Here is a 20,782-nt window from a genome sequence, read left to right as displayed (position 1 = left end):
GATATGCGGCTTGCGGAGGGCGACGCTTGGCAACACAAGGCAAAGGTTCGCGGCGGGAGCGCCTCAACGACTTCCTCGCCGGGGATCCCGACAATCTCAGCCTGCTGGCAGACGCCGCCTCGGCCGCTTTCGACGAGCGGGCGTTCGATCAGGCGGCGGATCTGCTGGACCGCCATGCCCGTCTTGCGCCCCTGACGCCTGCACTTCTCAACTTGAAAGGGCTCATCGCGCTGGCCCAGCAGCGCTTCGCCGAAGCGGCGGAGATATTCGGCGCGGTGCGCGCGGCGGGCGTGGACGACCCTGCCCTGCGCTTCAACCTGGCCTGGTCCAAGGCGATGACGGGGAGCTATGGCGACGCCCTCGCGCTGTTGGACGACGCCGCTCTTGCCGTCTCGGCCAGGGCGCCCGCGCTCAAGATCCAGATGATGCATCACCTGGAGATGTACGACGAGGCGCTGGCGCAGGGCGCGGCGATGGCCGAGCGCTTCCCGGACAACCATGCGCTTATGGGAGCGCTGGCGACGCTGGCCCTCGACGCCGAAAAGCCCGAGCTCGCGCAGCATTACGCGGCGAGGGCCGGCGACAATGACGAGGGCCAGGCGGCGCTCGGCGTGCTGGCGCTCGGCGCCTACGACCAGCCGCGGGCATTGGCCCTGTTCGATGCCGCCCTTGCGCGACAGCCGCGCAACGCGCGGGCCTGGGTCGGCCGGGGGCTCGGGCTGCTGGCCGGCGGCGACGCGGCCGGCGGCGCACAGGCGATCGACCGGGGCGCCGAACTGTTCGGCGATCATCTCGGGTCCTGGATCGCTTCCGGCTGGGCGCATTTCGTCGAGGGCGACAATGCCGGGGCGCGGGCGAGCTTCGAGCGGGCGCTGGCGCTCGACGATACCTTCGCCGAGAGCCATGGCGGACTGGCGGTGATGGATATCCTGGACGGTCGGCTGGACGCAGCGCGCCGGGGCGCGGACATCGCGCTTCGCCTGGACCGCAAATGCTTCGGCGGCGCGCTGGCCAAGAGCCTGCTGCTCGAACGCAGCGGACATGCCGAACTGGCGCAGAAAATCCGCCAGATCGCGCTGACGACGCCGATCGGCCCGGGCGGCCAGACCATCCTGCAGGCCATGGCCGGCTTCGGCATCCGGCGGAAGTAGGCTCTAAGAGTCCGTTGCTTTCAAGTTGGCGCAACCCGACCCGGTGTCATGGCCCGCGCCCTTCGACGCCGCAGGCGGCGTCGAAGGGCGCGGGCCATGACAAGTTTTGGCGATTCCATCTGATCGCAACCTGCTCTAAGACGCGCGCAGATCCGCGATCAGGCGCGAGAGCAGCCGCGCGGCATCGGCATCGTCTTCGATCGCCTGGGTGACGCGCGAGACGATCTGCTGGAACTGGGCGTCATTGACGAGATCGGGGCCGAGTTGATCGGCCAGCAGATTCTGCAGGAAGGCGCGGCGCAGCGTGTGTTCGTCGGCATCCTCGGCCGCGGCGAGGGCCTGGATGGCCGACGGCTCTGCCGGCGCTTGACCTTTCGACGCCGCGCCCGGCCGCGCCGCGGAGCCGGCCTTGGCCCGTTCCTGCAGCTTCTGCCGCAGCAGCAGGACCAGCCGATCGGCATTCGAAATCGGATCCATTCCGTCCGTCCCTAATGCCGTGTCGACTTCAGCGCCGACTGCTGCAGCAGGAAGTCGACCGCGGATGCCGGCGCCGCGTCCTTCAGCTTGCTGCGGACCTCGTCGACGATCATCTGCATGTCCCGATTCATCGCGGGGTTCTCGGTATTCGCCGCCATGCCTTCTTCGAGGCAGTGGATGGTGTCGGCGAACTCGTCGCGGATGAGATGGCACAATCCCGTGACGAACTTCCGGATGTAGCTCTCGGCGGGCAGGCCGTGCAGCGGCCCCCAGGCTTCCTGCGCGGCATGCGGCTCGCCGGAGGTCAGCAGCAGGAAGCCGAGCTGGAACCGCGCCACGGCGAAGTCCGGCGCGATGTCCACCGCCTGCCGCATCGCCAGCCGCGCCGCCGCGTAGTCCTGCCGGCCGGCAAGCAGCGAGCCGCGCAGGAAATGCAGCCGCGGATCGCGCGGGAAGTCGCCCAGCAGGAGCTCGGTGTCGCGCAAGCCCTGCTCGGGGCTTCGCCCCACGGCCGCGAGAAGCGCCGCCATGCGGTCGTCCGGACAAAGCGTCGCCGTCATGATCTATCTCCCCAATCTGAAATGGCCGCGCTCGCGCAATCGCTTGCGCAGAAGCAGCAGCGCCGCGCGATGCAGCTGCGATATCCGGCCCTTGCTGAGGCCCAGCAGCGCGGCAAGCTGATCGAAATCCACACCGTTCATGTAATGCTCGCGCAGGATGGCATGCTCACGCTCCGGCAAGGCGGCCACCTCCGCGCGAAGCTGCGCCACCATTTCCTTCCAGGCAAGGCTGTCATACGCCGTCGCCGCGTCCGGCGCCGCATCGCCCTCTTCACGGTCGCCCCCGACGAACAGGCCGGTCCCCTCGAGCATGAAGCCGATCGCCAGTCCCACAGCGATCTCCGCGAGAGTCTCCATCGCCTGCGCCGTGTCGCCGGGCTCCGCCGTCCGGTCGACGAGCGAGCCCAGGCGCTCGCGTCGCGCGCGATGGCGCCAGGACACCTGCTCGCGGACCTCGCTCTCCCGCGTCAATCCATCCTGGATGCTGCCCGAGATACGGTGGGCCGCGAACGCGCGGAACGGCGCGCCGCGGTTCGGGTCGAACCGGTCCAGCGCCTCGAGGAGACCGGCATAGGCGAGCTGCTGCAGGTCGCGAAAGTCGAGATCGCCCCAGGCGCGCTCCCGATAATGCCGCCGCGCGATGTTGCGCGCGAAGGCCGCATGGCGGCCGAACAGCCGGGCGCGCGCCGCGCCGGATCCCGCGTCCTTGAACGCGCTCCACAATGCCGCCTCCGTGTCGTCCTCGACGGCATCGGCCTGCGGCGGCGCGGGCGTCGCCGGACTCATCGGAAGCTGCCGAGCACGCCCTGCATCACCAGCGTCCATCCGTCGATCAGCACGAACATCAGCACCTTGAGCGGCAGCGACAACGTCGTCGGCGGCACCATCAGCATGCCGAGGGACAGCAGCACGCTCGAAACGACCAGATCGATGAGCAGGAAGGGCAGCAGGATGACGAAGCCGATCCGGAAGGAAACGCGAAGCTCGTTGAGCATGAAGGCCGGCACGAGCTGCATCAGGCCGACATCCGCGGCGCGGGCCGGCAGCGGCTTGCGCGCGATGTCGTAGATCGCCCTGATGTCCTGGTCGCGCACCTGGCGCAGCATGAAGGTCCGCGCGGGGCCGGTGCCGCGGTCGATGGCCTCGCGCACCGTGAGATGTCCGTCGAGGAACGGGCGCAGGGCCTGGCTGTCGATCGCCTCGACGGTCGGCGCCATCGAGAACGCCGTCAGGAAGATCGCCAGGCTGATGAGCACCGCATTCGGCGGCGTCTCCGGCATGCCGAGCGCGTGCCGGATCATCGACAGCACGACGATGATCCGCACGAAGGAGGTCATGGAGATGAGGATCGCCGGCAGAAGCGCCATGAGCGTGAGGATGAGCGCCGTGCGCACGACCTCCGACGTCTGGGTGTCGTCGGCCAGCGCCGCCGCCGGGCTGGCGATGGACGGCGCCGCGACGGGCGAAGGCAGATGGTGCAGCGGCGCCGCGCCCGCCGCGGGCGCTGCGAGAAAACCGCCGAGCAGCGCGACGGCCAGAAGGAGGCGGCGAAGACACGCCATGCTCAAACGCGTCCCTGCGCCGCAGTCGCGGCGCCGGGCGGAAGCTCGCGCAGGATTTCCACGCCTTGCGCGCTGGCCGCCACCAGCAGGTCCTGCCCGTCGCAGGTCACGACGCAGAGGTCGATCTGATGGCTGAGCCGCAGCGTCTCCACGAGTTGCAGGCGGCGTTGGATCTTCGTCCGCGACAGAAGCGGCCATGCGAAACGCGGCGCGCCGCCCAGCCGCGCCCGCAACACATAAGCCGCATAGACGGCGAGTGCGAGGCAGAGCAACAGCACAGCGATGACACGCCAGGTCGAAATGCCGTCATCGGCGCCCTGCCCCAGCGTCTGCGCCGCGGCGGGCCGGCACGCCGCGAGGACAAGAAGCGCGGCCGCGAACCGCGTGCCGCTCATGGCTTCTGCGCGATCTCTACGATGCGCACGCCGAACCGCTCGCCGACGGCGACGATCTCGCCCCGCGCCACCAAAGTCCCGTTGAGGAAGAGGTCGACATGATCGGCCAGCCCCGATTCGAGCGTCACAACGGCACCCGATTTGAGCGCCATCATCTCGTCGACCGTCATGTTGGCCTCGCCGAGGCGCGCCTCCAGCGTGACCCGGATACCGCGCAGGACGCTCTCGTCGATGCGCGGCGCGTCGTCCGCAAGCCGGGCCGGCTCGGAACCGGTGCTGTCGACCACTTTGACTATGCTGCCAGACATTGTGCCACTCTCTTATTATAGTTGGATCGCCACGCGACCATTGTTCCGGCCCAGCATGCCTTGCGCCAGTTTCCTGCCGCCGGGCAGGCGCAGTTCGACGGGCACGCTCACCGGGCGATCGAGCACGACGACGTCTCCGACGCCGAGCGCCTCGAGCTCGCCGAGCGAAAGTCCGGCATGCCCGAGAAAGCCTTCGACCGCGACCCGTGTCGAAGCGAGCGCCTCGCGGCGCCCGGCCGGCGCGTCACCCGTTGCGCGCACGGCGCCCAGGCGCGCCTTGAGCGACGGCACGAGCACCTCCCGCGGCAGGCCGACCTCGATCACGTCCGACTGCGCCAGCGCCAGCGAGAGCCGCAGGCGGGTGTCGTCGGCCGCCGCTGCTGGAAACGCCTCATCAAGGATAGCCACAAGATCCTCGACGATCCGCACGGCGAAGGCGTCGAGCACGGCGTGATCGCCATCGCCGAGCCTTTGTCCCGCGAGTTCGGCGCCAAGTGCCGTCTCGAGCAATTGGCGCTTGCCGCGACCCGAAAGCGCCGCTTCGGCACGGTCGCCGCGGACGACGCGCGACGGGGCTGTCGCGGCCGGCGCGCTCCGCACATCGGCGACGACCGCTCTGTCCCGCGCGAACCAGCGCGCCGACCAGCGCCCGAGCGGCTCGGCCAGGACGGCCGCGACCGCGTCGGCCGCGAACGCCTCCGCCGGCAGCCAATCCCTGACGCCAGCCGCCACTTACTGTCCCCTGATCGAAAACAGTTGCTGGATCATGTCATTGGAGACGCTGATCACTTCGGAACAGGCCTGGAAGCCGCGTTGCAGCAGGATGAGATCGCCGAACTCCGCCGAAAGATCGACGTTCGACGACTCGATGGATTTCGGCGTCAGCGTGCCCATCCCGTCGGTGTTGCTTGCGGCCAGGGTCGGCGTCTCGGTAGTGCCGTTCTGGTAAAGCCCGTTGCTCAACCGCGTCAGCAGCTGCGGATTGCGGAAGTTGGCGATCGCGACGGCGCCTTCGGTCTCCGTCTTCTGGTTCGTGTAGGTGAGCAGGATGTGCCCGTTCTCGTCGATCGTGACCGTGCTCAGCGTGCCGACCGCGTTGCCGTCGACGGATGCGGTCTGGATGGTCGAGGTGGTGCCCTGCGACTGGGACGTCACGCCCGAGAAGTCCAGGGTGACCGTCATCGGATCGGCACCGTCGGGCGCATAGTCCAGCGTCGCGGTCTGGGTCGTGGGATCGATGTCGTTGCCGATGAATTTCAGCGTCGCGGATCCCACGTCGGCGCCGGTCGAATCGGTGAACGCGACGTCCCACTGGTCGGTCACGCCGATATCCGTCGACTTGGTGAACGTCGCCGTCCAGACGTGCTGGCCGCCGCGGCTGTCGGTCACCGTGATGTTCGACACCGTCGCCGGCGGCGCGTTCACGTCCGACGACAGGTTGTCGGAGAATGCGATCTTCGTGGTCGCCGCCGGTTCGCTGACCTTCTTGTCGTTGAGGTTGATCGCCACGGGATGGCCGCCGGCGTCGAGCACGGCGAGCCGTTCGCCCGTCGCCTGATCGGAGATATAGCCGTCCTTGTCGACCGCGAAGGAGCCGGTGCGGCTATAGAAGGTGTTGCCGTCCTTGTTCAGCACGACGAGGAAGCCGCTGCCCTGCAGGGCGAGGTCGAGATCGTTGTTCGTCGTCTGGAGCTGGCCCTGGCTGAAATCGGTGAGCGTGCTCGCGATATGGACGCCCGAGCCGTTGTCCCGCCAGCCGCTGCCCAGGAAGGACGAGCCGCTGTCGTCGACCAGGTTCGAGAATGCCAGCGTGGTCTGCTTGTAGCCGTTCGAGTTGAGGTTGGCGACGTTGTTGCTGATCGTCTGCAGACCCTTCGTATACGCGTCCATGCCACTCAGACTGGTATAGATTGCACCGAGCATGTGGAGACCTTTCCTGTTGTCAGCGGACCTGGGTTACGTTGGCGATGGAGATATTGGCGATGGTCTGGCCGTCGCTCGTCTGGATCGTGAGTTCGGGCGAGCCCGAGGCGAAGGAGACCGCGCTGACCGTGCCGGACAGCGTCGTGTTGTCCTGTTGGGTGAGATCGACCGTCCGGCCGAGCAGGCCGGTGGCCTGGGTCGCGGCCTGGGAGGCCAGCAGGTTGGTGATCGCATCGTTCATCGACTGGCTCTGCTGGAGCTGCGCGAACTGGCCCAGTTGCGAGACGAACTCGAAATTGTCCAGCGGTTTGAGGGGATCCTGATAGGTCAGCTGCGTCAGGATGATCTTCAGCATCGACTGGAAGTCGAGGCCGTAGGCGGCGGACGACGCCGCCGTGGCGCTAACGGGTGCGACCATCGCGGGAACCTCCTGGAATATGGGTCTGCTCCGCTGCGGAGCCGTTGAGCCGGAAGTCCGAAACCTCCAGGCCGAATTCGGAAGCCGCGGCTTCGACCAAGCGGCGAAGGCGAGCGTAGTCCCCGCCGCTCTCGCTGCGCACCGCGATCGACAGCGCGCCGTTCTCGTCGGCGACGACCAGGTTGAGGGGATTTGCCGCGCCGCCGGCGGCCGGCGCGCGCAACGGCAGGCGGCCCGGCACGCCGGCGCTCGCGAACATGGTGTCGGCGCCTTCGTCGCCGGCGGCGAAAGGCAGAGCGATCTCCTCGGAGAGGGCGAGCGGCAGCGCGGAGCTTCCGCTCGTATCCACCGAGGCGGCACCAACCGCCACGAACGCAGGCGCCTCGGCCATGCCGACCGCGCCGTCTTGGAGAGACGCCGGCGCGGTGGGCAACGATGCATAGGGCACGCCGGTCACGGCCTGTACGCCGGGGGCGGCCTCCGCTTCAGCAGCAGCGGCGCCCGGTGCAAACGAACCCGCATTCGCCGGAGTCGCGATCGTATCGCCGGGGAGCGCAACGGCTTCCGCCGCCAACGCTTGCGCGCCGAACTGACCGAACATCCCCAGCTCATCGAACTGGAAGCCGTGGTCGGGCGCATCGGTGCCGGCTTGCGCATTGTCGAATGTCTGGAGATCGCCGACCGGAACGACCAGCGGCAGGGCACTGCGCAGGCCCGGCGTCAGCGCGCCGCGTCCACCCACCAAGGCGCCGAAAGGTCCCGCCGGCGGCGCGGCGGACGGTGTCGACCGCGCCGCCATCACCGTGCGCGGCGCTTGGCCCAGAGGCGGAATCGACGTCATGCGCTCTCCCTCCGATGCGGAAACTGGTCGGACGCATGCTGCATGGCCGTCTCGTCGCGGCGTGCCGCACGCGCCTTGCGCGCCGCGCGCAGCGTAGCCTGCGCGATCTCGCGGCGTTTGGATGCCGCATGGAACGCCTGCGTGCATTCCATGCGCGCCGCCTCCGTCGTCTCCACATCGCGCAACGCGGCGCGCAGGCCATCTTCGCTCCGTACCAATGCCGCGGACCAGAAGGGCAGCGTTTCAACCGCCAAGCGCGGCGTCGACAGCGCAGCTTGCCAGCTGTCCTCCGCCGCCCGGCATGCGCGCGCGCGGTCGTTCAGCGTGTCCCGGCTTTGCGCGGCGTCCGACGCGGCGCGGGCCGCCAGCGCAAGGGCCGACGCGGCCTGGACCTCGCGGATCACGGCGATGCGGCGCAATTGCATGAGGTCGGCGGCACGGGCCATCAGCTGCGCCCTCCGGCCAGGAGCTGGAGCGCGGTCTCGGTCGCGGCGAGCGCGGCCTGTTCGTCGCGTTCCTGCTTCAGGAAGCGCACGATTTCCGGATGGCGCTCGATCGCACGGTCAATGCTCTCATTGCTGCCCTTGGCATAGAGCCCGGCTTCGACCAGCGTGCGCGAAGACTCGCGCAGCGAAAGCCATTCGAGGACCTGCAAGGCAAGCCGGCGCTGCGTTCTCGGGACGAGGCCCTCCGCCTGGCGGCTCACGCTGCGCGAGACGTCGATCGCCGGGAACTGGCCGCATTCGGCCAGCGCGCGCGACAGCACGATATGGCCGTCGAGCAGCGATTTCATCATCTCCGACACCGGATCGTCGACGTCGTCGCTCTCGCTGAGCACGGTCATGATCGCGGTGATCGCCCCGCCGGATTTGAGCGCGCCGCTGCGCTCGACGATCTTCGGGATCGCGGCGAAGACGTTGGGCGTGTAGGCGCGCACGGTGGGCGGCTCGCCCGCCGCCAGCCCGATCTCCCGCATCGCCATGGCCAGACGCGTCACGGAATCGAGCAGCAGGAGCACATGCCGTCCTTCGCCGCGCCAGTATTCGGCTTGCGCCATGGCATAGTGCGCCGCACGCACCCGCATCGCCGCCGGCTGGTCGGACGTCGCGGCCACGAGCGTCGCCCGCGCGCGGACCGCCGGATCGAGCCCGTGATTCCAGATGGCCTCGACTTCCCGGCCGCGTTCGCCGACCAGGCACATTATGAGTATGTCGGCTTCCGTCTGCCGCGCGATCTGCCCCATCAGGCTGGTCTTGCCGACGCCGGCCGCCGCAAAGACACCGACGCGCTGGCCCCGCCCGAGCGTCAGCAAGCCGTCGATGGCGCGGATGCCGGTTTCCAGGATCGCGTCGGGCGATGTGCGCTCCAGCGGCGCCACCATCGGTCCGTGCAGCAAACGCCGCTCGGCGGCACGCGCCGGCGCCTTTCCATCCATCGGCCGGCCCAGCGCGTCGACGGCACGGCCGAGGAACGCGGGACCGACCGGGACGGTGCCGCCGCCGGGGCGCGCCACGACTCGTGCACCGGAGAAGGTCTCGCGCCCGTCCTCGAGCGCCGAAAGAATGACGCTATCGCGGTCGACGCGCACGACCTCGGCACAGATGCGGCCGGACTGTCCGGCACCGCGTGTCTCCACATCGCACAGCGTGCCGAGCGCCACGGCGGGACCGTCGGCCTCGATATAGGTCGGCATCACCCGGCAGACCCGCCCGGTGCGCAAGACGGGATCGACGGCGGCCAGCCAGCGCTGCATCGGATGCATCGTCATGGCGCGGCCTCGGGCGCGGCCATCTCGCCCAGCACGTCGCGCAGCGCGGTCCATTGCTGGTCGATGCCCACATGCATCCGGCCGAGCTTGAGGACCATCACGCAACCACCCGGCGCCATCTGCGCATCCGCGACGATGTCGACGGCGAGCGGCGCCAGCCGATGCCCGAGCGCCGACAACGCCGCCGCGTCCGGAAAATCGCGGTGCGAGACTTCGATCCGCAGCAGCATCGCCCTGTCGATATCGGCGAGCTGCCGGACGACGATCGGGCCGATCAGCTCCGCATAACCGGACGCCTCGCCCAGAATCTTGTCGACGCAGTCGCGTGCCAGCAGCGGCGCCAGCCGCTCGAGAGACGCGAGGCCGGACGACACCTCACCCTGCGCCTTACGCGCCGCGGCTTCGAGCGCGGCAAGGCGCTCCTCTTGCCGATCGCGCGCCTCGGCCAGGCCGGCTTCGCGGCCCTTCGCCTTGCCGTCCTCGAAGGCCTGCTCGACGTCTGTCCGCAGCACTTCGATCTCGACGTCGCGCCGGCGCAGCTCGCCTTCGAGCGCAGCAACGGCACGCCGCAGGCGCTCGCGCTCTTCGTCCAGCCGGGGCAGGACGACGACCGGTGCGGGCGGCATCTGCCCGGCGAAAGGCCGAACCGCCGCGAGCTCGGTCACGCTATGCGATTTGATGACGCCGCTCACGGCCGGATCCGGATCGAGGGCGCAGGCTTGCCCTGCGCGGCGGGATAAAGCCGTACCGCGACGTCGCGCAGCGCGAGGCGCGCGTCCTGCGTCATCGCATCGTCGCGCGCGTGCAACCGTTCGAGCAGCCAGGGCGAGAGCCGCACAGGGTCGAAGGGATCGGGGGCGGGCGGTTGCGGTGGTTCGAAATGCGCAGCGTGCTCGCGCAACAGGCCTTCGACCGCCAGGCGCTCCCCCGGGTCGAGCGCGCCCAGGATCGCCGCGATGTCGTCGGCGTGCAGCAGCGCCATGTCGGCGATCATGCGCCGGAGCGCGGTGTCAGGTCTGGGATGCGGCACGGCCGTCTCCCTTGTCCAGGACGGTCTTGAGCTTGGCCACGAAATCGGCGCGGCGGCGTTCGCTCAATCGCCTGGGACCGCGCAAAGTGCGCGCCAACGCCATGACACCGGCGAAGGCACCGATCACGGCGAGCAGCGCGAGGCCGATCTCCAGCAGGACGTCATGCTCCTCGTCGGGCGGCGCGAGGTCCGCAACCGGGACGCGGACCTGCGGCGCCGGCACACCGTGCGCCGCAATGAAGGCGGGCGCGACGGCAGGTGCCACCGCAATGCCAAACGAGATCATATCGCTCTGCGCCGTGGTTGAGGCGATGGCCGCAGCAACCGTCATGCGCACGCTCTCCTGGGCCGCGGGCTCGAGCGGCGCGGCGGGCGACAGCGTCACCTGCAAGGGGAAATCCCGCACCGCCGGACTCCAGCCGGCGAGCGATGGCTCTGGAACCGCGGCATCCGCCTGGACCAAGACGCCGATATTCGCCGGCAGTCCGGCATGGTCCAGCGCATCGCGGATCCGCGCTGCGTAATATTCCTCGATCGCCCTGGCCTCCGCGGCCGGCGGCGATGCGGTCACCGGCGCCGCGGTCAGGCCGCTCACGACATCGCCTTCGGCGTCGAGGATCACGACATTCGCCACATCGAGATTCGGCACCGCGGCGGCGACCAGGCGCTTCACGCCCTGCGCCGCCTCCTGCGACAATCTCGCGTTCTTCGCCATGCGGATCGTGACGGAGGCCTTGGGCGGCACACGGTCGTCGCGGAACAGCCGGTCCTCTCCGAGCGAAAGATGCACGCGCGCCGTGTCGACCCCATCCAGCGTCATGATCGTGCGCTCGAGCTCGCCCTGCAACGCGCGCTGGTAGTTGATCTTCTGCGCGAAGTCGGTGATGCCCATGTCGGTCTTGTTGAACAGCTCGAAGCCGACGGTGCCCTTCAGCGGCACGTCTTCGCCCATCACGCCGAGCCGGGTCGCGTCGACCATCTCCTCAGGCACCAGGATCGTCGCGCCGCCATCCGCGAGCCGGTAGGGCACCTTCTTGCGTTCGAGCACCGAGACGATGCTGGCGGCGTCGGTCGCGCGCAATCCGCTGAACAGCGGCAAATAGGTCGTGCGCAGGAAGGCGAACCACACCACGGCGATGAACACCGCGAACAGGCAGGCGGCCGCGACGGACAGCTGAAGCTGCCGGGCGGGCGTCGCGGTGCGGAACCAGTCGATCACGTCTCCAGCCTCACAACGGCATGTTCATGAGCTGCTGGTAGCCGTCCAGCAGCCGCTGGCGCACCTGCGTCATCAGCTCGAGCGACATCCGCGCCTGCTCGAGGGCGAAGGTGACCTGGTGCACCGGGATGGAATCGTCGAGCGCGAAGGCGCGTGCGATCTTGTCGGCATCCAGCACCTTGGTGTTCACCGCATCGATGCCGCCCGACAGCAGATCGGCGAACGAGGTGCGCGGGACCGCCGTCGGGGGGAGCGTCGCGGGCGCGATGCCGTCCTTGAGCGCGAGGGCCGTGACGGGAACGATCGGTGCCGCGGTCATGAATGCCTCCCCAGTTCGAGCGCCTTGCTGTACATCTGCCGCGCCATGTTCATCGCGACGATATTCGCCTCATAGGCGCGCGAGGTCTGGACCATCGCCAGCATCTCGCCGGCATGGTCGATCGACGGATAAGCGACCATGCCGTTGGCGTCGGCCAGCGGATTGCCCGGCTCGTGCACCAGGCGCGGCGGCGCGTTGTCGACCGCGATGCCCGTGACCGCGACACCGTCGAGCTTGCCGAGATCGGCATGCGACGTCCCGCCCAGATAGCGCGAGAAGTCCGCGCGCGGCCCGGACAGCAGGTGGCGCGCCTGGTAAAGCGCGCCGCCCGCCGGGCGCGTCGAATTCACATTCGCGAGATTCTCCGAGATGACCTCGAGCCGGCGCCATTCGACGTCGAGCGCGCTGCGGCTGATTTCCATCGCCTGCATGATCAGCCGTTCCCCGTGATGGCCAGAGATTGCATCTGGAGCTGGCGGTTCAGGATGTCGATCAGGGCGCCATAGCGGGTGGCCGTCATCGCGTCATTGCTCATCTCGAGATCGAGGCGCAGCTCGCCGTCGGGCGTGCCGGCCGGTGCCTGGCCGACCTCGGGCGTCACGGCGGCGATCGCCGCCGGCCCCTTCGCCGCGGCGTCGGCCAGCGCCTGCTCGAAGCGTACGCGGAGCGGGCGGTAGCCCGGCGTGCCCGCATTGGCGATGTTCTGCGCGGTCGCGATCGAGCGCGCCTGGAGGCCATCCAGCGCCTTGATCATCAGAAGGGCGGTGTTGCTGTCCATATCCTCTCCTATTGCACGACGATATCGGCGTGGAGCGCGCCGGCCGCCTTGATCGCCTGCAGGATGGCGATGATGTTGCGCGTCCCGACCCGCGCCTGGGTGAGCCCACGCACCAGGTCGGCGACCGTGGTGTTGGGAAACCGCACAGCGGTGTCGTTCGTGGATTCGGAGACGTCGAGCTTGCTGTTGGTGACGACGATGCCATGGCCGTCGCGACCGCGTCCGGGCAGGCCGTAGACCGGATAGGAATCGTCGGTCGTCACCGAGACCTTGATGTCGCCCTGTGCGATCACGACGCTCGACACCCGGACGCCGCCGCCTGCGACCACCGTGCCGGAGCGCTCGTTGATCACGACCCGCGACACCTGGTCGGGCGCCACCGTGACGGTCTCGACGAGGGAGACGAGCAGGCTGGGATTGGCGCCGGCAGCGGCCGAAATCCGCACCGCCTCGGCGCTTTCCACCGTCGCCGCGCCCATGCCGAGCTTCGCGTTCAGCGCCACGGCGATCCGCTGCGCCGTCGTGAAGTCGGGATCGCGCAGGATGAAGGTGAGATGGCCGTCGGCCGCGGCCAGATTCGCCGCCACCTGCTCCTCGACCGTCGCGCCGCCCGCGACGATGCCCGTGGTGGGATAGTTCTTCTGCCGCAGGTTGACGTTGTCCTCGAAATTGTAACCGCCGACGACGAGCGCGCCCTGGGCCAGGGCATAATCGTGCTTGTCCGGCCCCAACAGCGGCGTCATCAGCAGAACGCCGCCGACCAGGCTGCGCGCATCGCCGATCGAGGTCACGGTGACGTCGATCCGATCGCCAATATTGGCCGAAGGCGGCAGCGTCGCGGTCACCATCACGGCGGCGACGTTGCGGCTTTGCAGCAAGCCGCCCGGCACGTTCGAGCCGAGCCGGCTCAGCACGTTGCTGAGGGCCTGCTGGGTGACGATGCTGCGCGGCGAGTCGCCGGAACCGGCTAGGCCGGTGACGATGCCGTAGCCGATCAGCGCGTTGTCGCGCCAGCCGAGGAAGCGGCCGAGATCCTTGAGGCGAACTTCCTCGGCCTGCGTGCCGGCCGGCACCGCCGCCGCGACGCCCTCCGCCGCCGCGAAGACCAGCGCGGCGGCGAACGCGATGTTGCGCCACCCGCTCACAGTCCCAGCCAGTTGAAAATGCGGGTGGCCAAGCCCGGCGCGGCGCTGCGCGACACGAACCCCGAACCGTCATAGTCGATCTGGGCGTCCGCGAGGCGGCTCGACGCCACGCTGTTGTCCGGCGCGATATCCGCGACGCGCACCACGCCGCGGATCTTGATGTTGGTCCGCTCCCCGTTGATGTTGATCATCTGCGCCCCGGCGACGCTGAGATCGCCGTTCGGCAGCACGCCCTCGACCCGGGCGCTGACCAGCGCGACGATGCCGCCGCTGCGCCCCGTCGTGCCGCTGTTGTCGGAGCCGCTGCTGAGATTCAGCGCACCGCCCTCGTTGAAGCTCGCGCCGGCCGTGACCTGGCCCGCGAGATTGGTGCTGCGGCTCGAACCGTTCGTCGCGGTGTTGGAGGCCGTGGCGCTTTCCGAGATCACGATCTCGAGGACGTCGCCGACCTGGTGCGCATTGCGGTCGGACGCCAGCGCCGGCCAGTTCCCATGCGGATAGAGATCGGTGGCATGCGCCGCCGTCGCCGGGAGCAGGCAGAGCAGTGCGATCGCGAGACGGCGCGGCGCGGCGGTCATGGCGCCGCCTTTTCGAAGCGCACCGACAGGATCTCTCCATCGGCACTGCGGACAAAAAAGCGCTGGCCCGGACGTGCCGGCTGCAGGGCCTCGACCTGGCGCTCGATCCGCGCCGCGCCGGCGACCACGACCAGCCGCAGGCTCTGGCCGGGGAGGACCATATCGACGCCGTATTCGGGATAGGGTGCCACGACCTCGCCCGGCGCGACGGCACGCGCCAGCCGCGTCACGCCGCTGCCGGCATCGCGGCGGAAAGCCGGCGCGATGCTGCGCCCGGCGCAATCCGCGGACGCGAACCGGTCCGAAGACGGAATGTCGCCCGCGCTCAGCGGCGCGAGCGCCCGCAGGCAAAGAAGCGGATGCGCGGCGGGCGCCGCGGCCAAGGCGGCCGGAGCGGCAAGCGCCGCCAGCCCCACAGCTGCGGCAAACGCGATAAGCAACTTCACCACGACCGCCCCAATATACCCAACACGAAAAGCGCTTCGACTAGCGCCGCAGTCCATTCACGATCGACATCAACTGGTCGCCGGCCTGCACCACCTGCGCATTGGCGGCGAAAGCGCGCTGCATCAGAAGCAGGTTCGTCATCTCGTCGGCGAGCTGCACGTTGGAACCTTCGAGCGATCCCTGCACCAGCATGCCGCTGCCCTCCTCGCCCGGCTTGAGCGAAATCAAATCGGCAGGGTTGGCCGCCTCGTAATAGCCGCCGCCGTCGTCCACCAGATCGTCCGGCGCCTTCGTCGTGACGAGGTCGATCTGACCGAACTGCTCGGTCGCGTTGTTGACCGTGCCGCTCACCGCACCCGTGGCCGAGATGGCGATCGCCGTCGCGCCTTGCGGCACCGAGATCATCGCGCGCAACGCCGTTCCGTCGGCAGCGGCGAGGTAGCCGTCGTCATTGACCTTCAGCGTGCCGCCGCGCCACAGAATCGTGTGGCCCGCGGGACCCAGCAATTCGATGAAGCCGTCGCCGTTGATCGCCAGATCGAGCGGCGATCCGGTCTGCTGCAAAGCCCCTTGCGACCAGACATGCGGCGTGCCGCTCAGCACCGCGCCGGCCAGTCCGTCGCTTCTCTGCGCCGCGGCCAGAGGGAGATCGGCGGCATCGCGCGCCGCCGCGACCATCTGCGAAAACTGCGCCGTCGAACGCTTGAACGCCGGCGTGTTGATATTGGCAATATTGTTCGCAACGACATCGAGCGCCCGCTGCTGCGCATCGAGGCCGACGGCCCCGATGTAAAACGCCCCATTCATCTGCTTGCCCCAGTCGGCCCCAGCCGGGCCCAATCGTGAAACTCGGTTATGTCTGCCCGAACGCCGTCACTGCCCGTCCCATCAAGTCGTCATACACTTGTGCGATACGCTGCCCCGCTTCCGCGCTCCGCAGCGCGGCCATCATGGAAACCATCTCGTCTGCCGTCGAGACATTCGATGCCTCCAGCATTCCCTGGCGTATCTGCGGCGAGGAAAGATCGCTCGCCGCGCCGGACGGCGCCGCGAACAAGCCGCCGCCGGCGGGGCGCAAGACGGATGTGTCCGCAAAGTCCGCGACCGCCAGACGGCCGAGCGGCTGCCCATCCTGCATGATCGTTCCATCGGCGAGCACGCTTACCGCGCCCGCGCCGACCGAAACGTCGCCATTTGCCCCTTGAACCGATGCGCCGTCCGCCGTCGTCAGACGGCCGTCGGCATCGCGCCTGAACTGCCCATCGCGCGTGTAATAGGTCGCGTCGCCGGTGCGGACGACGAAGAATCCGCGCCCCTGCAATGCAAAGTCGAGCGGATTTCCGGTGTTCATCAACTTTCCGCCCGTGAAGTCGACGATGGATCTCTCGTCATTCGATCGGGAGCGGCCTTGTTCCAGGGAGTCACCGGCGACAAGTCCGGAGAATTGCCGCCGCGCCTTGTATCCGGCCGTCGTCATGTTCGAGATATTCTGTGCGACAACTTCGACGCGTCGTTGCGCCGTCGCAAGAATTACGCCCGCTATTTCGACCAAGCTCATTACAAAACGGTACAGAAGCGTTCAACGCTCCGCAAGCGCGATGTGCATCCGCTTCAATTTCGCGCCGTCATTTCGCAGTCAGTCGATCTTCACCACCGCAAAGGATTTCAAATCGACGGTCGGCGGCACCTCGTTGATCGAAAGAACCGACAATCGCGGAATGCTGCGCCGCGTGAAGGTTTTCAAAAAGCGCCGGATTTCCGGGCTGCACAGCAACACCGGCGCAAGACTTTGCCGCATCATCGATTCGGCGACCGGAATCAATTTGCGGATGAGCTGATCGGCGAGCCGCGGCTCCAGCACAAGATTCGTGCTTGCATCGCTGCGACGGATATTTTCGGTGATCTGCCCTTCGACGCGCGGATCGAGGCTGAGCACGGAAAGCTGGTCGTGGCTGCCGCGCAGGCTCTGGCAGATTCCGTGGCTGAGACGCTGCCGCACTTTTTCCGTCAATTCCGCCGAATCCTTTATCGAGCGTCCAAGGTCGATCAGGGTTTCCGCGATCTGATCCATCGCCCGGATGGAGACATCTTCCGACAGAAGGTTCTGCAGCACGCGCTGAACGTCCGACACCGTCATGATGGCGGGGATGAGCTCCTCGATCAGGCCCGGCTGACGCGCGCGCACGCCCTCGAGCAGCACCACGACGTCGGCGCGCGACAGCAGGAGAGCCGCTTCTTTGCGCAGCAACTCCCCGAGATGCGTCATCATGACCGTCACAGGATCGACGAGCGTGTAGCCGAGTTCCCGCGCGCGGTCGGTCGCGCCGGCTTCGATCCAGCTCGCCGGGAGGCCGAAGGCCGGATCGCGCGTCTCGAGCCCCGGCAGCCCGCTCGCCGCAGGCGTCGCGCGCACGGCAAGGATCCTGTCGGGAAAGATCTGCGCGAAGCCGTGCCGCGCGCCGAAAAAATCGATCTCGTAATCGTTGGGTCCGAGGTGGCTGCCGTCGTGGAACAGCACCGAAGGCGGCGCGAAGCCGCTCGCCTTCTCCTGCTGCGCGCGCAAGGCGACGATGCGTTCCGCCAGCAAGGGCTTGATGGCCAGCCATTTCTCGGCGAGTTCCCGGCCCAGCAGGATCTCGACGGGCGGCGCCGCGACGCTGCCGGACTTTTGCTCCGCGCCGGCGGCCGGCTTGTCGAACAGGCTCTGCGCCTCGGCGGCGGCCTTCTTGCGCCGCGCCGCGAAGAAGGCGGCGACCGCGATCAGCACCACAATCGCCATGGGCCATTTCGGCATGCCCGGCAGGGCGAGCAACAGCAGCAGCGTCGCCAGCACGACGAGCGGGACCTTGGGGACCGAGGACAGCTGGCTGAACACCTCGGTGCTCAATTGCCGATCGGCCGAGGACCGCGTGACGATGATGCCGGTCGCGACCGAGATGATCAGGGCGGGAACCTGCGTCACGATGCCGTCGCCGATGGTGAGCAGCGTGAAGGTCGAGAGCGCGTCGCTCCACTCCATGTTCATCTGCACCACGCCGACGATCCAGCCCGCGATGATGTCGATCAGCAGGATGATGATGCCGGCGATCGCGTCGCCCTTCACGAACTTGCTGGCGCCGTCCATCGCGCCGTAGAACGCCGCCTCCTTCTCGAGATCCTTGCGGCGGCGCTTGGCCTCGTTCTGGTCGATCAGGCCCATATTGAGGTCGGCGTCGATGCTCATCTGCTGGCCGGGCACCGAATCGAGGACGAAGCGCGCCGCGACCTCGGAAACGCGCTGGGCGCCCGCGGTGACGACCACGTATTGCACCACGATCAGGATGAAGAACACGACGAGGCCGATGACGAAGTTCCCCTGCACCGCGAAAGTCCCGACCGATCCGATCACCTCGCCGGCGTTGGCGGCGGTGAGGATCAGGCGCGTCGCCGAGACGTTCAGCGCCAGGCGGAACAGGGTCGCGATGAGCAGGAGCGACGGGAAGGTCGAGAACTCGACCGGCCGCGCGACATAGAAGGTCAGCAGCAGGATCGTGAGGCCGAACGCGAAATTGATGACGATCAGAAGATCGATCAGCATCGGCGGTATCGGCGCAAAGAGGATCAGGAGGATCGCGATCACGCCCACCACGAGCGCGAGATCGCGGTTTTTGCCCAGAAGATTACCCAACATGGTGATGCTCGGCGCTCCCCTCGTCCGCCTTCTGCCGCAGGCCGTTATAGACATCCGCCACGGCGCGGAAGCAATGTTCGGGAATTGCGGCGTTCAGTCTCGCGCTGCGGAACAGTTCGCGGGCCAGCGCCCGGTCGGGAACCACCGGGACATTATAGATGAACGCCAGCCGCTTCAGGCGCTGGGCGAACTGGTTGGTTCCGATCGAGACGACGATCGGCGCCGCCATGAGCCGCCGGTCGTAGCGCAGGGCCAGCGCGATATGTTCCGGATTGGTGATCAGGACGTCCGCCCCCCGGACGGCGCGCACGCTTTGGCTCTGCCGCGCGAATTCCGCATGCAACTGCTTGCGCTTCTGCTTCAGCCGCGGATCGCCTTCCCGCTCGCGCGCTTCGCGGCGTATGTCGCGCCGGCTCATGCGCATGCGCTTGAGAAAGTCGCGGCGCACGATGAGCTGGTCGATCGTGGCGAAGAACAGCGCGACCAGGAGGAAGGAACCGAGCAACCGGGTTCCCGTACTTGCCAGCGTCCACAGCAAGGTCCGGCCGTCGGTGATCGCCCCGACATCGGTGCGCAATGCGCCGCGGATCACGAGGTAGCCGACCGTGGTGTATGTGCAGAGTTTCGCGATGTTCTTCGCCGTTTCGATCAGGAGACGGACGGAGAAGAGGCGCTTCAGGCCCTTGGCGGGATTGAGCCGGCTGAAGTCCGGCCGCATCGGCTCGGCGGAGAAGACGGGCCCCGTCTGGATGACCTCGAACACCGCCACGACGGCGAAGATCACGGCCGCCATGAAGGCCAGCGGCTTCGCGACGGCGGAGAACAGCAGATCGATCGCGAAGAAAATCGCCGATGGTCCGTCGGCCAGCGCGCCCATGCCCACCCAGGCGCCGCGCACCGCGCTCGCGATGTCGGAACCGAGTTGCTGGCCGGCGATCCAGAAGAATCCGAGAAAGGCCGCGAGCCCCGTCAAAAAGCCGAGATCGGCGCCGCGCGCGACCGTGCCCTTCTCGCGGGCGCGCGCGAGCTTGAACGTCGTGGGCAGTTCCGAGCGGTCCTGCTCGCCCTCCTCCATCAGACGAGCCTGGGCAGGCTGTCGAGCAGCACCGCGGTGAGCCGCAGGAACAGCGCGCCGGCGACGCCGAACGAGGCCGGCAGCGCGAGAAACAGGACGATCGTCTTGACCTGGAATCCCAGGATCAGCACGTTCATCTGCGGGATCGTGCGCGACATCAGCGCGATCGCGAGATCGACAAGGAACAGCACGAGGATCGCGCCGCCCGCAACGCCGAAGGCAATGAGCATCACCATGGAGATGAAGGCGGCCAGCCGATCGAGCGAGCCCGGCAGCGTCCAGCCGCCCAGCGGGACCGCGCGCAACGATGCGGCAAGCACGCGCAACAGGCCGATATGCCCGCCGGCGGCAAAAAAGACGCCCCCCATCGCATAGGCGAACAGGCTGCCGACCAGCGGCGTCTGCTGCTGGGAGGTGGGATCGACGAGCACGGCGAAGCCATACCCCGATTGGATGTCGATCGTGCGGCCGGCGAGATAGAGCGCGCCGAACACCAGATGGAAGGCCAGCAGGAAGAGCGAGCCGAGCAGAAGTTCCCGCACCGCTGCGACAACGATGCCATGGAGGCTCATATCGGCGAGCGCCGTCTCGGCCGGATAGGCCGAAACCAGGCAGATCGAAAGCCCGAGCCCCAGCAGCATCAGGAACAGCCGTGGCATGCGAACCAGCGAAAACGGCGGCGCCAGCGCGAAAACCGGCGCGATCCGCAGACCCAGGAGAAGGCAGGACACGATCCAATCGGTCAGCACGGTCACGCGCGGGTTCTCAGTTCAGGTCGGGAATGATGGCGATCATCTGCAGCGCGAACAGCGTTATGCGATGGATCATCCACGGCCCCAGCAGGATGAGCACGATGGCGGAAACGAGGAGCTTGGGAACATAGCTCAACGTCATTTCCTGAAGCTGCGTCGCGACCTGCAGCACGCTGATCAACAGGCCCGTCGCCAGCGCCGCGATCAGCACCGGACCTGCCACGACCATGCTGTTCCACAAAAGCTCATTCATGAGCCCCAGTGCCCAATCCCCTTCCAACGCAGCCCCCGCGGTCCGGACATGTCGAGTTCGAAGAGCATTAGACACGGTGTGGTGGCAACGGCAATGACGCTAAACCCAAGGCC

28 protein-coding genes are annotated in these 20,782 nt (G+C 68.0%); 1 reads left to right on the top strand and 27 read right to left on the bottom strand.

Annotated features, from left to right (window positions below):
* Window positions 1-26 precede the first annotated feature (26 nt).
* The gene (locus WDM91_23680) at window positions 27-1,151 is read left to right on the top strand and encodes a tetratricopeptide repeat protein (protein ID MEI9997616.1); all 1,125 of its coding nucleotides are present in this window, start codon (window positions 27-29) and stop codon (window positions 1,149-1,151) included.
* 135 nt (window positions 1,152-1,286) lie between these two features.
* Here the strand turns inward: WDM91_23680 and WDM91_23675 are convergent, their stop codons facing one another.
* The 27 genes from WDM91_23675 to WDM91_23545 form a co-directional block, all read right to left on the bottom strand.
* Window positions 1,287-1,628: a hypothetical protein gene (locus WDM91_23675; protein MEI9997615.1), complete on the bottom strand. Its 342-nt coding sequence runs from the start codon at window positions 1,626-1,628 to the stop codon at window positions 1,287-1,289.
* Between the two features lie 11 nt (window positions 1,629-1,639).
* Window positions 1,640-2,188, bottom strand: a complete 549-nt coding sequence (locus tag WDM91_23670; GenBank protein MEI9997614.1) for a hypothetical protein — start codon at window positions 2,186-2,188, stop codon at window positions 1,640-1,642.
* 3 nt (window positions 2,189-2,191) lie between these two features.
* Window positions 2,192-2,974, bottom strand: a complete 783-nt coding sequence (locus WDM91_23665) for a sigma-70 family RNA polymerase sigma factor (protein MEI9997613.1) — start codon at window positions 2,972-2,974, stop codon at window positions 2,192-2,194.
* Complete coding sequence (fliP, locus tag WDM91_23660; protein ID MEI9997612.1) at window positions 2,971-3,750, bottom strand: flagellar type III secretion system pore protein FliP; 780 nt, start codon at window positions 3,748-3,750, stop codon at window positions 2,971-2,973. The genes WDM91_23665 and fliP overlap by 4 nt, the downstream gene beginning before the upstream one ends.
* Before the next feature lie 2 nt (window positions 3,751-3,752).
* The gene (locus WDM91_23655) at window positions 3,753-4,145 is read right to left on the bottom strand and encodes a flagellar biosynthetic protein FliO (protein ID MEI9997611.1); all 393 of its coding nucleotides are present in this window, start codon (window positions 4,143-4,145) and stop codon (window positions 3,753-3,755) included.
* Entirely contained in the window at window positions 4,142-4,453 is a 312-nt protein-coding gene (locus tag WDM91_23650; protein ID MEI9997610.1) for a FliM/FliN family flagellar motor switch protein, read from the bottom strand. Before WDM91_23650 ends, WDM91_23655 begins: the two co-directional genes overlap by 4 nt.
* Window positions 4,454-4,468: 15 nt before the next feature.
* Window positions 4,469-5,185 carry a FliM/FliN family flagellar motor C-terminal domain-containing protein gene (locus WDM91_23645; GenBank protein MEI9997609.1) on the bottom strand — a complete coding sequence of 239 codons (717 nt, stop codon included), beginning with the start codon at window positions 5,183-5,185 and terminating at the stop codon, window positions 4,469-4,471.
* Entirely contained in the window at window positions 5,186-6,376 is a 1,191-nt protein-coding gene (flgF, locus tag WDM91_23640; GenBank protein ID MEI9997608.1) for a flagellar basal-body rod protein FlgF, read from the bottom strand.
* Window positions 6,377-6,395: 19 nt separating this feature from the next.
* On the bottom strand, window positions 6,396-6,794 hold the full coding sequence (locus tag WDM91_23635; protein ID MEI9997607.1) for a flagellar hook capping FlgD N-terminal domain-containing protein: 399 nt from the start codon (window positions 6,792-6,794) through the stop codon (window positions 6,396-6,398).
* Window positions 6,778-7,635 carry a hypothetical protein gene (locus WDM91_23630; GenBank protein MEI9997606.1) on the bottom strand — a complete coding sequence of 286 codons (858 nt, stop codon included), beginning with the start codon at window positions 7,633-7,635 and terminating at the stop codon, window positions 6,778-6,780. Before WDM91_23630 ends, WDM91_23635 begins: the two co-directional genes overlap by 17 nt.
* Entirely contained in the window at window positions 7,632-8,081 is a 450-nt protein-coding gene (locus WDM91_23625) for a hypothetical protein (protein MEI9997605.1), read from the bottom strand. Before WDM91_23625 ends, WDM91_23630 begins: the two co-directional genes overlap by 4 nt.
* On the bottom strand, window positions 8,081-9,403 hold the full coding sequence (locus WDM91_23620; GenBank protein MEI9997604.1) for a FliI/YscN family ATPase: 1,323 nt from the start codon (window positions 9,401-9,403) through the stop codon (window positions 8,081-8,083). Before WDM91_23620 ends, WDM91_23625 begins: the two co-directional genes overlap by 1 nt.
* Window positions 9,400-10,095 (bottom strand): hypothetical protein, encoded by a 696-nt coding sequence (locus tag WDM91_23615; GenBank protein ID MEI9997603.1) that lies wholly within the window; start codon window positions 10,093-10,095, stop codon window positions 9,400-9,402. The genes WDM91_23620 and WDM91_23615 overlap by 4 nt, the downstream gene beginning before the upstream one ends.
* Complete coding sequence (locus tag WDM91_23610; GenBank protein ID MEI9997602.1) at window positions 10,092-10,433, bottom strand: hypothetical protein; 342 nt, start codon at window positions 10,431-10,433, stop codon at window positions 10,092-10,094. The genes WDM91_23615 and WDM91_23610 overlap by 4 nt, the downstream gene beginning before the upstream one ends.
* Window positions 10,414-11,652 (bottom strand): flagellar basal-body MS-ring/collar protein FliF, encoded by a 1,239-nt coding sequence (gene fliF / locus WDM91_23605; GenBank protein ID MEI9997601.1) that lies wholly within the window; start codon window positions 11,650-11,652, stop codon window positions 10,414-10,416. The genes WDM91_23610 and fliF overlap by 20 nt, the downstream gene beginning before the upstream one ends.
* Window positions 11,653-11,662: 10 nt before the next feature.
* On the bottom strand, window positions 11,663-11,971 hold the full coding sequence (fliE, locus tag WDM91_23600) for a flagellar hook-basal body complex protein FliE (protein ID MEI9997600.1): 309 nt from the start codon (window positions 11,969-11,971) through the stop codon (window positions 11,663-11,665).
* Window positions 11,968-12,402, bottom strand: a complete 435-nt coding sequence (gene flgC, locus WDM91_23595) for a flagellar basal body rod protein FlgC (protein ID MEI9997599.1) — start codon at window positions 12,400-12,402, stop codon at window positions 11,968-11,970. The genes fliE and flgC overlap by 4 nt, the downstream gene beginning before the upstream one ends.
* Window positions 12,403-12,404: 2 nt before the next feature.
* On the bottom strand, window positions 12,405-12,749 hold the full coding sequence (locus WDM91_23590) for a hypothetical protein (GenBank protein ID MEI9997598.1): 345 nt from the start codon (window positions 12,747-12,749) through the stop codon (window positions 12,405-12,407).
* Window positions 12,750-12,757: 8 nt separating this feature from the next.
* On the bottom strand, window positions 12,758-13,894 hold the full coding sequence (locus WDM91_23585) for a flagellar basal body P-ring protein FlgI (protein ID MEI9997597.1): 1,137 nt from the start codon (window positions 13,892-13,894) through the stop codon (window positions 12,758-12,760).
* Complete coding sequence (locus tag WDM91_23580; GenBank protein MEI9997596.1) at window positions 13,891-14,472, bottom strand: flagellar basal body L-ring protein FlgH; 582 nt, start codon at window positions 14,470-14,472, stop codon at window positions 13,891-13,893. The genes WDM91_23585 and WDM91_23580 overlap by 4 nt, the downstream gene beginning before the upstream one ends.
* On the bottom strand, window positions 14,469-14,921 hold the full coding sequence (locus WDM91_23575) for a hypothetical protein (protein ID MEI9997595.1): 453 nt from the start codon (window positions 14,919-14,921) through the stop codon (window positions 14,469-14,471). The genes WDM91_23580 and WDM91_23575 overlap by 4 nt, the downstream gene beginning before the upstream one ends.
* A 37-nt stretch (window positions 14,922-14,958) precedes the next feature.
* Window positions 14,959-15,726 carry a flagellar hook-basal body protein gene (locus WDM91_23570; GenBank protein MEI9997594.1) on the bottom strand — a complete coding sequence of 256 codons (768 nt, stop codon included), beginning with the start codon at window positions 15,724-15,726 and terminating at the stop codon, window positions 14,959-14,961.
* Window positions 15,727-15,772: 46 nt separating this feature from the next.
* Window positions 15,773-16,477: a flagellar hook basal-body protein gene (locus tag WDM91_23565; protein ID MEI9997593.1), complete on the bottom strand. Its 705-nt coding sequence runs from the start codon at window positions 16,475-16,477 to the stop codon at window positions 15,773-15,775.
* 78 nt (window positions 16,478-16,555) lie between these two features.
* On the bottom strand, window positions 16,556-18,589 hold the full coding sequence (locus WDM91_23560) for a flagellar biosynthesis protein FlhA (GenBank protein MEI9997592.1): 2,034 nt from the start codon (window positions 18,587-18,589) through the stop codon (window positions 16,556-16,558).
* Complete coding sequence (locus WDM91_23555) at window positions 18,579-19,664, bottom strand: EscU/YscU/HrcU family type III secretion system export apparatus switch protein (protein ID MEI9997591.1); 1,086 nt, start codon at window positions 19,662-19,664, stop codon at window positions 18,579-18,581. Before WDM91_23555 ends, WDM91_23560 begins: the two co-directional genes overlap by 11 nt.
* Entirely contained in the window at window positions 19,664-20,419 is a 756-nt protein-coding gene (locus WDM91_23550; protein MEI9997590.1) for a flagellar biosynthetic protein FliR, read from the bottom strand. The genes WDM91_23555 and WDM91_23550 overlap by 1 nt, the downstream gene beginning before the upstream one ends.
* A gap of 10 nt (window positions 20,420-20,429) precedes the next feature.
* Window positions 20,430-20,669 carry a flagellar biosynthetic protein FliQ gene (locus tag WDM91_23545; protein MEI9997589.1) on the bottom strand — a complete coding sequence of 80 codons (240 nt, stop codon included), beginning with the start codon at window positions 20,667-20,669 and terminating at the stop codon, window positions 20,430-20,432.
* Window positions 20,670-20,782: the final 113 nt, after the last annotated feature.

It is taken from the genome of Rhizomicrobium sp., assembly GCA_037200385.1.
Taxonomy (GTDB): domain Bacteria; phylum Pseudomonadota; class Alphaproteobacteria; order Micropepsales; family Micropepsaceae; genus Rhizomicrobium.
The sequence above is the reverse complement of the archived record's forward strand: the minus strand, read 5'-3'. Positions and strand labels throughout refer to the sequence as shown.

Bases quoted from the DNA above. Each gene is read 5' to 3' on its own strand.
- WDM91_23650 (MEI9997610.1), bottom strand. From the start codon at position 4,453: ATGTCTGGCAGCATAGTCAAAGTGGTCGACAGCACCGGTTCCGAGCCG.
- WDM91_23565 (MEI9997593.1), bottom strand. From the start codon at position 16,477: ATGAGCTTGGTCGAAATAGCGGGCGTAATTCTTGCGACGGCGCAACGA.
- WDM91_23555 (MEI9997591.1), bottom strand. From the start codon at position 19,664: ATGGAGGAGGGCGAGCAGGACCGCTCGGAACTGCCCACGACGTTCAAG.
- WDM91_23560 (MEI9997592.1), bottom strand. From the start codon at position 18,589: ATGTTGGGTAATCTTCTGGGCAAAAACCGCGATCTCGCGCTCGTGGTG.
- WDM91_23570 (MEI9997594.1), bottom strand. From the start codon at position 15,726: ATGAATGGGGCGTTTTACATCGGGGCCGTCGGCCTCGATGCGCAGCAG.
- WDM91_23590 (MEI9997598.1), bottom strand. From the start codon at position 12,749: ATGGACAGCAACACCGCCCTTCTGATGATCAAGGCGCTGGATGGCCTC.
- WDM91_23675 (MEI9997615.1), bottom strand. From the start codon at position 1,628: ATGGATCCGATTTCGAATGCCGATCGGCTGGTCCTGCTGCTGCGGCAG.
- WDM91_23630 (MEI9997606.1), bottom strand. From the start codon at position 7,635: ATGACGTCGATTCCGCCTCTGGGCCAAGCGCCGCGCACGGTGATGGCG.
- WDM91_23665 (MEI9997613.1), bottom strand. From the start codon at position 2,974: ATGAGTCCGGCGACGCCCGCGCCGCCGCAGGCCGATGCCGTCGAGGAC.
- WDM91_23580 (MEI9997596.1), bottom strand. From the start codon at position 14,472: ATGACCGCCGCGCCGCGCCGTCTCGCGATCGCACTGCTCTGCCTGCTC.
- fliP (MEI9997612.1), bottom strand. From the start codon at position 3,750: ATGGCGTGTCTTCGCCGCCTCCTTCTGGCCGTCGCGCTGCTCGGCGGT.
- WDM91_23670 (MEI9997614.1), bottom strand. From the start codon at position 2,188: ATGACGGCGACGCTTTGTCCGGACGACCGCATGGCGGCGCTTCTCGCG.
- WDM91_23545 (MEI9997589.1), bottom strand. From the start codon at position 20,669: ATGAATGAGCTTTTGTGGAACAGCATGGTCGTGGCAGGTCCGGTGCTG.
- WDM91_23620 (MEI9997604.1), bottom strand. From the start codon at position 9,403: ATGACGATGCATCCGATGCAGCGCTGGCTGGCCGCCGTCGATCCCGTC.
- flgF (MEI9997608.1), bottom strand. From the start codon at position 6,376: ATGCTCGGTGCAATCTATACCAGTCTGAGTGGCATGGACGCGTATACG.
- flgC (MEI9997599.1), bottom strand. From the start codon at position 12,402: ATGCAGGCGATGGAAATCAGCCGCAGCGCGCTCGACGTCGAATGGCGC.
- WDM91_23635 (MEI9997607.1), bottom strand. From the start codon at position 6,794: ATGGTCGCACCCGTTAGCGCCACGGCGGCGTCGTCCGCCGCCTACGGC.
- fliE (MEI9997600.1), bottom strand. From the start codon at position 11,971: ATGACCGCGGCACCGATCGTTCCCGTCACGGCCCTCGCGCTCAAGGAC.
- WDM91_23625 (MEI9997605.1), bottom strand. From the start codon at position 8,081: ATGGCCCGTGCCGCCGACCTCATGCAATTGCGCCGCATCGCCGTGATC.
- WDM91_23655 (MEI9997611.1), bottom strand. From the start codon at position 4,145: ATGAGCGGCACGCGGTTCGCGGCCGCGCTTCTTGTCCTCGCGGCGTGC.